This is a genomic window from Microcoleus sp. ARI1-B5, from assembly GCF_036705795.1.
Taxonomy (GTDB): Bacteria; Cyanobacteriota; Cyanobacteriia; order Cyanobacteriales; family Microcoleaceae; genus Microcoleus.
Map to the genome: position 1 here is coordinate 473,025 of NZ_JAUBVK010000002.1, position 8,162 is coordinate 481,186.

Genomic DNA, 8,162 nt, shown 5'->3' on the forward strand with positions numbered 1-8,162 from the left:
GGAGGGTTCTTCTAGCCCAATAGCGGCATAGGCAACTTTGATGGCTTCTGTGGCTTTTTGGGCGTCAATTGGCGTAGTCGAGAGAGTAAGACGTTTCTGTGCGAGTTCGCCTAACACGCTGATATCGGTAATTTGATTGTCGTAGAGATCCAGTTTTGTCAGATTGGTGAGCTTACGCAAGGCGCTGATATCGGTAATTTGATTGTAGTTGAGATACAGTTTTGTCAGATTGGTGAGCTTACGCAAGGCGCTGATATCGGTAATTTGATTGATGTCCAGATTCAGTGTGGTCAGATTGGTGAGCGAGCCGAGGAAGCTGATATCGGTAATTTGATTTTGGCGGAGATACAGTGTTGTCAGATTGGTGAGCGAGCCGAGGAAGCTGATATCGGTAATTTGATTGTAGTTGAGAGACAGTGTTGTCAGATTGGTGAGCGAGCCGAGGAAGCTGATATCGGTAATTTGATTGTCGTTGAGAGACAGTGTTGTCAGATTGGTGAGCGAGCCGAGGAAGCTGATGTCCGTAATTTGATTGTTGTTGAGATACAGTTTTGTCAGATTGGTGAGCGAGCCGAGGAAGCTGATATCGGTAATTTGATTGTAGTCCAGATTCAGTGTGGTCAGATTGGTGAGCGAGCCGAGGAAGCTGATGTCGGTAATTTTATTGTTGTTGAGAGACAGTGTTGTCAGATTGGTGAGCGAGCCGAGGAAGCTGATGTCGGTAATTTGATTGCCGCTGAGAGACAGTGTTGTCAGATTGGTGAGCGAGCCGAGGAAGCTGATGTCGGTAATTTTATTGCCTCTGAGAGACAGTGTTGTCAGATTGGTGAGCGAGCCGAGGAAGCTGATGTCGGTAATTTGATTGTAGTTGAGATCCAGTCTTGTCAGATTGGTGAGCCAGCCGAGGAAGCTGATATTGGTAATTCTAGTGTGGCTCAGATTCAGTTTTGTCAGATTGGTGAGCGAGCCGAGGGATCTGATGTCGGTAATTATATTTCTGCCCAGATCGAGTTCTGTCATGCTTGAAAGTATCTGCTGGGCTGCTTCAGGGTCATCAGTGCCAGCCTTGTTTAACAACACCTTAACTGTGTACCTTGCCTCTGTTGAAAGGCTGTCAATATGCCTGCACCAGTCGGCAAAGCTGCTAAAAGTTATGGGCTCGTTTGGTTGTTTTTCTGACATAAAACACTCCGAGATGCGTAATTGGGCATGGGGCATGGGGCATGGATAATGGAAGACTGTTGACTGTTGACTGTTGACTATTACAAATCGCTCTTGCGTACCTCATATTACTGAATTAAGTCTACTATTTCAAATCTTCCAGCTTAATCCGAGGATCGACAGCTTTGAGCAGCAAATCCGCCAACAAATTCCCAACAATCAACATGGTCGCACCCATCATCAAACTTGCCATTACTAAATACAAATCTTGATTGTTCACCGCCTCCAAAGTCAGCTTTCCCAAACCCGGCCAATTAAAGAAATATTCGGCAATAAAAGCACCGCTCAACAAACTAGCAAACTCAAAACCCAACAGCGTCACCAACGGATTAACAGCATTCCGCAGAGCGTGAACGTAAATTACTCGATCGTCCGGCAAACCTTTAGCCCGTGCTGTTCGGATGTAATCTTGACGCAGCACGTCCAACAATTGTCCGCGCATCAATCTTTGCAAGCCAGCAAAACCAGTAACGCTCAGAGCGACTGTTGGCAAAATTAAGTGCCAGCAGTAATCGAGGATTTGACCCCACCAAGGTAAGTCTGCGTGGTTGATACTTGTCATTCCTCCGACGGGAAACAGAGGCGAAGTATTCTGAGCAAAAAATAGCAGCAGCAAAGCTGTGATAAAGCTCGGAAATCCCTGTCCGGTGTAGCTGACTACTTGCAGAACTCGATCGACTGTGCGGTTTTGATTGACGGCGGCGACTATTCCCAAAGGAATCGCGATCGCCCAAGTTACAATCAAAGATGCGATCGCCATCAACAGCGTCGCCGGTACCCGTTCCCACAGCAGCGAAGCTACCGATCGCTGATACACAAAACTCGTGCCAAAATTCCCCCGCGTCACAATTTGTTGCAGCCACAAACCATACTGCACAATAGCTGGTTTATCTAAACCGAACTGCTGTTCGAGTTGTTTGAGCGTCTCCGGCGAAATCTTCGGATTTTGGCTCAAAGTATCCAAGTAATTTCCCGGTGCTAGCTCAATAATTGCAAAACAAAGAGCCGATGCTAAAAATAGGGTTAAAAGTGCCTGTAACAGTCGCTTGACAACATAGCTAAATGTCTCGCTGCCAAACAGGGAACTCAATCCTCGCCAATTGCGATTTACTTTAACAGAAGTCATACAATTTTAGATTTTAGATTTTAGATTTTAGATTGGGAATTTGGGATTTTTGATTGATGAATTGTTTGTGAAGCATCGATCGCGGCTCATAGGATTGCTATATGTTTGTAGTGATGGCGGAAGTCCTTGCTTGCGGGTTTAAGCCAAATGCGGACTAAAGTCCGAACGATCAAACCTCTTTTATTATGGTTAATCGATCGGACGCGATCGGACTAATGACAACTGACAACTGACGACTGACAACTGTCAACTGTCACAGGTCAACTGTCAACTGACTGATGACTAATATTCGACTAGCGTGACGATCGGCACATCCGGCAATTTCTGCCTGCCGCCCAAAGCCTGCAATTCAATGATAAAAGCAAAACCGACAAGCTCGCAGCCAGCTTGTTCCAACAATTTAGCCGTCGCCGCCGCTGTTCCGCCAGTGGCGATTAAATCGTCCACAACCAGCACGCGACTGCCGGCCCTCATCGCATCTCGGTGCATCTCCAGCCGATCGACACCGTACTCCAACTCGTACTCAGCAAAATGAACTTCTCCAGGCAGTTTCCCGGGTTTGCGGACAGGAATAAAGCCTATTCCCATTTTATAAGCCAAAGGCGCGCCAAAGATAAAGCCCCGCGATTCCATGCCCACCACATAGTCAGCAGACATTGCAGAGCATTTTTCGGCTAAACTGTCAATGGTGTAGCTCAGCCCTTGAGGGTTGCGGAGCAAAGTTGTAATGTCTCGAAACATAATTCCCGGCTTGGGAAAATCAGGAATGTCGCGAATCAGAGATTTGAGATCCATAAGCTTGTAAACAGTTGACAGTTGACAGTTGACAGTTGACAGTTGACGGTTGACAGTTGACAGTTAACGGTTGACGGTTGAGAGCGAGGTTTTTTTGACGGGGATTTAAACTCAGCGACTCTTTCAATCCGCCTAGGCGTGGGATGCTATACCCTTAATATTTGGTAAATCGGCTTTGAGAGTACCCGACTATCAAAAATGGTACAATGATAGTGCCGATCGATTGTAGATTTAAGATTTACTCTACAAATAAATTTGGGGTTTTTATTGTTTCAATGCTGAATCCTGTACATACTACCTAAACAAATGTCATAATTTCCTAACAACAGGGTTGAATATCAAGATTTGTCACCCTATGATCTAAAGTCAAAAATATAATATCTAAAATCCAATGATCAAGTTGGCAGCACGAGTGGGTGAGGTTCCTCCTTCCATAACCTTGGCGATCGCAGCTAAGGCTAAAGCCATGAAGGCCGAAGGGATTGATGTCTGTAGTTTGAGTACGGGAGAACCCGACTTTGATACCCCCGAACACATTAAAGCAGCGGCAAAGCAAGCTTTAGATGCGGGGAAGACTAAGTACGGCCCGGTGGCTGGGGAACCGCAGTTAAAAGCTGCGATCGCCCGCAAACTCCGCGATGAGAACAATCTCAACTATCAACCGGAAAATATTCTTGTCACCAACGGCGGCAAGCATTCGCTCTACAATCTGATGATGGCTCTGATCGAGCCTGGAGATGAAGTAATTATTCCGGCTCCCTACTGGCTGAGCTATCCAGAAATGGTCAAACTCGCCAGCGGTAAGCCCGTAATTGTACGGACAGATGCTTCTACAGGATATAAAATTACACCGGAACAACTGAGTGGGGCGATTACTCCCAAAACCAAGTTATTTGTCCTGAATACGCCTTCTAACCCGACGGGAATGGTGTACTCTCCAGCGGAAATCAAAGCGCTGGCCGAGGTGATAGTCGATCGAGATATTTTAGTCGTTTCTGACGAGATTTACGAAAAAATTATATATGACGGCGCGCAACACGTCAGCATCGGTTCCCTGGGCAAAGAAATCTTCGATCGCACCATCATCAGCAGCGGTTTTGCTAAGGGTTACTCGATGACAGGCTGGCGCATTGGTTATTTAGCCGGGCCGAGCGAATTAATTAAAGCCACCAGCACCGTTCAAGGTCACAGTACCTCAAACGTGTGTACCTTTGCACAGTACGGCGCGATCGCAGCTTTGGAAAGCAGCCAAGAGTCTGTGGAAAAAATGCGCTTAGCTTTTGCCGATCGGCGTCAGGTAATATTTGAATTGCTCGATGCTATCCCCGGAATTAGCTGCATCAAACCAGACGGCGCTTTCTATATGTTTGTCAATATCAGCAAGACAGGAATGACTTCTCTGCAATTTTGCGATGCTTTCTTGGAACAGCATCAAGTAGCAGTTATTCCAGGGATTGCGTTTGGTGCAGACGACCACATTCGCTTGTCTTACGCCACCGATTTAGGCACAATTAAAAAAGCCGTAGAAAGGCTCGATAAATTTGTTCGCAGCATCTAAAAATTAGTCCGTGGGCAGTAGTCAGTAGTTATAGCAGTTGACAGTTGACCTGTGACAGTTGACAGTTACATAGTACGGGAATCAAACCGTTTATGCTCTGGGTTCTGGTCTCCATTCATCAGGTTATTTATGCCCTCACGCCATGTGGCGGTTGCTATATTAGTTGTCCTTAGTGATTAGTGATTAGTGATTAGTGATTAGCCGTAACTGACAACTTTCAACTGACAACTGCCCACAGTCAACTGTCAACTGTCAACTGTCAACTGTCAACTGTCAACTGACTAAAGCTGTTTGGTCATAATTTCCTTCAGCAAATCCAGCCCCTTCTTAACTCGCCGAGAAACAGTCACCGCGCTGATACCCAAACGTTCGGCCGTTTCCTTCTGCGTCAAATCGTAGAGAAAAACAAACTCCAATATCTCGCGAGTCCGTTGTTCCAACATAGCCAAAGCTTGCTGTACGCGAATTCGATCTTCTTGCGCCAACTGAAAACTCCGATACTTGCTATCGGGAACCAATTCTCCCAAACAAGTCGCCCCCTCATCTTCATCTTGCACCGGCGCATCTAAACTTAAAGGCGATCGGTTGAGATGGGCCAACTTAATTTCTTGCCATTCTGCTACAGAAACCTCAAGCACTGCTGCGACTTCAGCATCCGTAGGTTTGCGGTTGAACTGCACCTGCAAATCCTTGATCGCTGCGACAGATTTGCGTTCCAGGGACAGCCAGTGGCGGGGAATTCGCACAGAAGGGCTTTTGTCCCGCAAGTAGTGCTGAATTTCGCCCCGAATGTAGGGAATTGCAAAGGAGCTAAAAGCGTGTCCCTTCGAGATATCAAATCGCTCGATCGCCCCAATCAACCCAATGCACCCGACTTGCAGCAAATCGTCGTAGCTTTCACCGCACTGGTTGATCCAGTGGTAAACTTCTTTTCTCACCAGTCCAATATTCAGTTGAACTAACTGATTGCGGACTTCATTGGAACCAGAATTTTGGTACTCGCGTAACAATTGCAAATTTTCGCTTTTTAGCTCGTTGGGGACTGTGGTAGACATGGTGGCATAAGGGTTGGTAGAGCAGGGGACTGATGTTGCTTTAGACCTAGTTTCCAATCTAGCCTAAAAAAAAATATCTTGAGGTGGTGTAATCCTAGCACTTAATCGCTGTGATAACAGACACACCCGTTTAAATTTGGCACTGCGACCGATGAAATCGCGGTCATCCGAAGCTATTCGGCAGAATCCGTAAATTTACGGATCTTTTTTCACACCCTATTATAAGCTGAAAGCTGTTAAAACGCAATACTTTTATTAATTAATAATCTCACTTAATAAGTCGTAACTCATAACACTTAAATCATAAATTTAGTCATTAGTCAACAGTCTTAAGTTATGATGCTAAAGACTGTTGGCTAATGAAGGGCGAGCAGTAGCTTTATGGCACAAAACTGCTCGAGTTCGATCGAAAAAGAAAGCCAGTTTTACGACACAGAAGGCTCAATGCGAGCGTAAAACAAACCGCGAATTTTCACGTCGAGAGCGGGTCTAGCTCCCAAATCAGTATCAGAAGGCTGCGTGCTCTCAAAAATCCCGCCAATTTCGCCAGTGGCGCTGTTGACTTTAGCAACTTGGAGAGAAATTTTGCCAGCTTTGGTGCTGGTGTCAGCCACCTTAACATTAGCCCGCACACGTTTGGAATTGTCAGAAGCCGGAAGCGCTACAGCATTGTCGTAGCCAGTCGCTACCCCGCGACCTTTAGGGTCTAAAAAGCCAGCGCTGCGGTAAGAAGGAACGTTAAACTCGCCTTTCAAATCGGTGGAAGTATTGATAGCAACCACTCCGGGCTCGGAACTGGCTACGAGCTCTTTAATGGTGAACAAGAAAGGTACTTGCTCTCCGCCCGGTAATTGAATCGTAATTGCTTGAAAGTCCAAGCCGTCCTCTTCCTTAAAAGTCAGAGTCCCGTCATTACCCACCTTGAGTGTACCTTGAACTTGGTCAATGCTCGAGGTGAACCGCGTCAGCAATTTACCAGGGACAAATTCCGCCTCTTGGCGTTTGTTTGCAGGTTCTTCCTTCACAAAATAAGTTGTGGGCTGCAAACACATACCGCTCAGTTTATAGGTGCCGCCCGCTTCGATGGCGATCGATCCCCGAGAAGTTTCTGCCAAGCTAGGGCAGTTATTAGCCAATCCCGTACCTCTAATCTCGTCGTAGGTGAGCAACTCGGTAGTCGCCACCGTCGTGTCAGGAGCAGAAGAACAAGCAACCAGCGCACTCATGCAAAATGCTAAAAGTGCAACAATTAAAGCACGATATTTCATTGCCAACCTCAATCTCCAACATCGGATTATATTAAGAAAAAGCCATACTTCGAGCAAAATATAATTGCCCGCCGGCAGGCTAGGCCAGCGCCTCCTGCAGCATTTAGATCCCGAACGCTCGCTTCACCGACACCGGCATTGACTCAAAAAATCTTGCGCAGTGCAGTGAAATAAGCAAGAACTTATGATTTCTCAATCATGTTCGGATCGCAGCCCAATACACATGGTACGACGGGTTGTGCTCTTTTCCTGACTTGGACGGCAAATTAATATTGCGATCGCCAACCTACTTAAGTTACTTTGCTTATTGGCCCGGAATGCCGATCGCCACTAGCTCGATTAGTCGGCTGACACAAGCGGCCCGACACCCCGGCCTTGTAGATTTCAAAGGAAGCAGCGCTATGGACAACGGCAAAGATTTAGAGTCAGAAAAGTTGCAGTCTCAACTGCAATCGCTGACAGAGGCGATTCGGACTTTAGCCGAAAGTTGTCAGGGAGACAGCGTGCTGCTTTTGGCTTTGCTGCGGACGCTGGAAGCTTCGCACCGGGAAATTCGGGACGGTTTGTTCCAAGCGTCTTTTCCCGACAACCGCCAAGCACTTTACAAACTGCTCAGGAATATTGAAGCCAATGGCGGCTGGCCTTACATCCACCGCATGAAACTTCGATCGCTCTTGGGGTACGCCCAACAATTATCTCCCCTAGAAGATTCTGGGGCCGAGTCGCCAGAACACTCGGCCGAGACTGAGCAAGACCTTAAATAGTTATGAGTGATGAGTTTTGAGTTTGTGAGTTTTACATTAACTCAAAACTCATCACCGAGCTGCGCTCTTGCACCTAGAACCCGAAAGGTGTAGGAGATACCGCTATCGGGTTCGGCACAGCCGTCGGAAATATCGGCGTCTGGCCGGGCATTGGCAACAGTCCGGGAGTAGCCGTCGGGGCGATCGAACTAATTGACACCATCGAATCAGGTATCGTAACAGTCGGCGCAGTCGGAATCCTCGAAGCAGTCGGCGTCGGAGTCGGAGCCGGAGTCGGACTCGGAGTTGGAGTCGGAGGCGGAGTTGGAGTCGGAGGCGGAGTTGGAGTCGGAGGCGGAGTTGGAGTCGGAGGCGGAGTTGGAGTCGGAGGCGGAG

The 8,162-nt window shown here is 47.3% G+C and carries 6 protein-coding genes and 2 pseudogenes; 2 read left to right on the top strand and 6 right to left on the bottom strand.

The annotated features are described in order from the left end of the window. Nucleotides 1-123: 123 nt before the first annotated feature. The 3 genes and pseudogenes from QUB63_RS34990 to QUB63_RS04850 all read right to left on the bottom strand — a co-directional run. Nucleotides 124-1,218 (bottom strand): annotated as a pseudogene (locus QUB63_RS34990) (leucine-rich repeat domain-containing protein); the annotation flags it as partial. An 88-nt stretch (nt 1,219-1,306) separates the two neighbouring features. Next, nucleotides 1,307-2,347 (bottom strand): ABC transporter permease, encoded by a 1,041-nt coding sequence (locus tag QUB63_RS04845; RefSeq protein ID WP_332943663.1) that lies wholly within the window; start codon nt 2,345-2,347, stop codon nt 1,307-1,309. Nucleotides 2,348-2,629: 282 nt separating this feature from the next. Continuing rightward, nucleotides 2,630-3,142 carry an adenine phosphoribosyltransferase gene (locus QUB63_RS04850; RefSeq protein WP_332943664.1) on the bottom strand — a complete coding sequence of 171 codons (513 nt, stop codon included), beginning with the start codon at nt 3,140-3,142 and terminating at the stop codon, nt 2,630-2,632. 391 nt (nt 3,143-3,533) lie between these two features. On the opposite strand from QUB63_RS04850, the gene QUB63_RS04855 reads away from it, so the two are divergent. Continuing rightward, nucleotides 3,534-4,700: a pyridoxal phosphate-dependent aminotransferase gene (locus QUB63_RS04855; RefSeq protein ID WP_332943665.1), complete on the top strand. Its 1,167-nt coding sequence runs from the start codon at nt 3,534-3,536 to the stop codon at nt 4,698-4,700. 281 nt (nt 4,701-4,981) lie between these two features. Here QUB63_RS04855 and QUB63_RS04860 read toward each other — a convergent pair whose 3' ends face one another. Together QUB63_RS04860 and QUB63_RS04865 are read right to left on the bottom strand one after the other, a co-directional pair. Continuing rightward, nucleotides 4,982-5,755 carry an RNA polymerase sigma factor SigF gene (locus tag QUB63_RS04860; protein WP_332943666.1) on the bottom strand — a complete coding sequence of 258 codons (774 nt, stop codon included), beginning with the start codon at nt 5,753-5,755 and terminating at the stop codon, nt 4,982-4,984. Between the two features lie 425 nt (nt 5,756-6,180). Then, a complete protein-coding gene (locus tag QUB63_RS04865; RefSeq protein ID WP_332943667.1) occupies nt 6,181-7,023 on the bottom strand; it encodes a photosystem II manganese-stabilizing polypeptide in 843 nt (280 codons plus the stop codon). Nucleotides 7,024-7,259: 236 nt separating this feature from the next. On the opposite strand from QUB63_RS04865, the gene QUB63_RS04870 reads away from it, so the two are divergent. Then, nucleotides 7,260-7,787 (top strand): hypothetical protein, encoded by a 528-nt coding sequence (locus tag QUB63_RS04870; protein WP_332943668.1) that lies wholly within the window; start codon nt 7,260-7,262, stop codon nt 7,785-7,787. Between the two features lie 73 nt (nt 7,788-7,860). Here the strand turns inward: QUB63_RS04870 and QUB63_RS04875 are convergent. Next, nucleotides 7,861-8,162 (bottom strand): annotated as a pseudogene (locus tag QUB63_RS04875) (calcium-binding protein); the annotation flags it as partial.